Here is a 2,371-nt window from a genome sequence, read left to right as displayed (position 1 = left end):
GAATACAACACGTCGCTGTAGTACGGTCGAAGATCGTCTTCGAGAAAACTCCCTGACGCCAGTTGCAGCGTTTCCAGATCACACACTTTGAGTAACGCCGGTGGTAGATGAAATTGTAGAAAATCCCTGGCGGTATCCGGATGTGTCAAGAACTGCTTAAAAATAGCATCATGCAATGTAGGCGTGGTGTTTTTCTTCATCGTTCATCATATTCCTAAAACTCCAAGCTCAACTTTAACACACCCTACAGATGTTCACATAGGGGTCTATTTTATTAACCTTTTCAATAAAAAAGCGTCAGCTACTATAGCCAACGCCCTTAATGGAATTCTTACTGGTGCCAGAATTAGTGGCGAATTTGCGCCAGTTCGTCTTCGGAAAGGCCGGTCATTTTCATAACGGTCATGCGATCAAGACCATTAGCCAACATAGTGCGGGCAATCTTAATCGCTTCCTCTTTACGGCCTTTTTGTTCGCCCAGCTGTATACCTTTTTGTTCACCCAGCTGTATACCTTTCTGAATCCCGCGTTGTTCGCCTTCAAGGCGAAGTTTTTCAGCGATAGTCATCAGAGCTTCCTCATGCTGTGGCATGCGTAATGCCAGAGTATTCAACAAAGCAGTCGGGTCGTGGGATTCTCCCGCCTGCAACATGTAGTTTATCACAGAAACCAGCTGTTCCTGAGTGGTGTATCCTTCAAGCAATAATGTGACCAATTGCTCAAGCAAATCAGCCAGGTCGCGCTGCCGAATATGTTTTTGCAGCAGCTCAAGCACGGCCATTCGTCGGTGTTTCATGATTTCGTCGTCGGCAATGACGGTGATATCCACCAACGGGAAATCTTTACTGTAGAGTTCGCCGGCCAGCTCAGGATCATCAAACTCCTGCAACCAGCTCATGGAGTACGGATATGGACTGACTTTTCCTTGGTAGAATAATATGGGTATCACCAGAGGTAACGTTTTATGGCCGGCATCAAGATGACGTTGCATCGCAGCGATCGCATAGCGTAGCAACCGAAATGCCATATGCTTATCCGGTGAACTTTGATGCTCAATCAGACAATACACGTAGCCGTCACCCTTACCTGCTTTCAACGAATACAACACGTCGCTGTAGTACGGTCGAAGATCGTCTTCGAGAAAACTCCCTGACGCCAGTTGCAGCGTTTCCAGATCACACACTTTGAGTAACGCCGGTGGTAGATGAAATTGCAGAAAATCCCTGGCGGTATCCGGATGTGTCAAGAACTGCTTAAAAATAGCATCATGCAATGTAGGCGTGGTGTTTTTCTTCATCGTTCATCATATTCCTAAAACTCCAAGCTCAATTTTAACACACCCTACAGATGTTCACATAGGGGTCTATTTTATTAACCTTTTCAATAAAAAAGCGTCAGCTGCTATAGCCAACGCCCTTAATGGGATTCTTACTGGTGCCAGAATTAGTGGCGAATTTGCGCCAGTTCGTCTTCGGAAAGGCCGGTCATTTTCATAACGGTCATGCGATCAAGACCATTAGCCAACATAGTGCGGGCAATCTTAATCGCTTCCTCTTTACGGCCTTTTTGTTCGCCCAGCTGTATACCTCTCTGTTCGCCCAGCTGTATACCTCTCTGTTCGCCCAGCTGTATACCTCTCTGTTCACCCAGCTGTATACCTCTCTGTTCACCCAGCTGTATACCTTTCTGAATCCCGCGTTGTTCGCCTTCAAGGCGAAGTTTTTCAGCGATAGTCATCAGAGCTTCCTCATGCTGTGGCATGCGTAATGCCAGAGTATTCAACAAAGCAGTCGGGTCGTGGGATTCTCCCGCCTGCAACATGTAGTTTATCACAGAAACCAGCTGTTCCTGAGTGGTGTGTCCTTCAAGCAATAATGTGACCAATTGCTCAAGCAAATCAGCCAGGTCGCGCTGCCGAATATGTTTTTGCAGCAGCTCAAGCACGGCCATTCGTCGGTGTTTCATGATTTCGTCATCGGCAATGACGGTGATATCCACCAACGGGAAATCTTTACTGTAGAGTTCGCCGGCCAGCTCAGGATCATCAAACTCCTGCAACCAGCTCATGGAGTACGGATATGGACTGACTTTTCCTTGGTAGAATAATACGGGTATCACCAGAGGTAACGTTTTATGGCCGGCATCAAGATGACGTTGCATCGCAGCGATCGCGTAACGTAGCAACCGAAACGCCATATGCTTATCCGGTGAACTTTGATGCTCAATCAGACAATACACGTAGCCGTCACCCTTACCTGCTTTCAACGAATACAACACGTCGCTGTAGTACGGTCGAAGATCGTCTTCGAGAAAACTCCCTGACGCCAGTTGCAGCGTTTCCAGATCACACACTTTGAGTAACGCCGGCGGC

The 2,371-nt window shown here is 47.3% G+C and carries 3 protein-coding genes; all 3 read right to left on the bottom strand.

Annotation, left to right across the window (positions count from 1 at the left end; all coding sequences use genetic code 11):
* Positions 1-200: Rpn family recombination-promoting nuclease/putative transposase (locus D3222_RS24200; protein WP_198672926.1), on the bottom strand; the 200-nt coding region annotated here is incomplete at its 3' end.
* A 146-nt stretch (positions 201-346) separates the two neighbouring features.
* A complete protein-coding gene (locus D3222_RS24195) occupies positions 347-1,297 on the bottom strand; it encodes an Rpn family recombination-promoting nuclease/putative transposase (protein WP_118988318.1) in 951 nt (316 codons plus the stop codon).
* 146 nt (positions 1,298-1,443) lie between these two features.
* Positions 1,444-2,371, bottom strand: a 928-nt coding sequence (locus tag D3222_RS24190; RefSeq protein ID WP_118988317.1) for an Rpn family recombination-promoting nuclease/putative transposase, incomplete at its 5' end; no start/stop codon positions are given.

This window comes from Photorhabdus sp. CRCIA-P01, assembly GCF_003545805.1.
Classification (GTDB): domain Bacteria; phylum Pseudomonadota; class Gammaproteobacteria; order Enterobacterales; family Enterobacteriaceae; genus Photorhabdus; species Photorhabdus antumapuensis.
This window is presented reverse-complemented; position numbering and strand designations above follow the sequence as displayed.

What these genes read in the sequence shown, in the direction of transcription:
- D3222_RS24195 (WP_118988318.1), bottom strand. Translation starts at nt 1,297, where the DNA reads ATGAAGAAAAACACCACGCCTACATTGCATGATGCTATTTTTAAGCAG.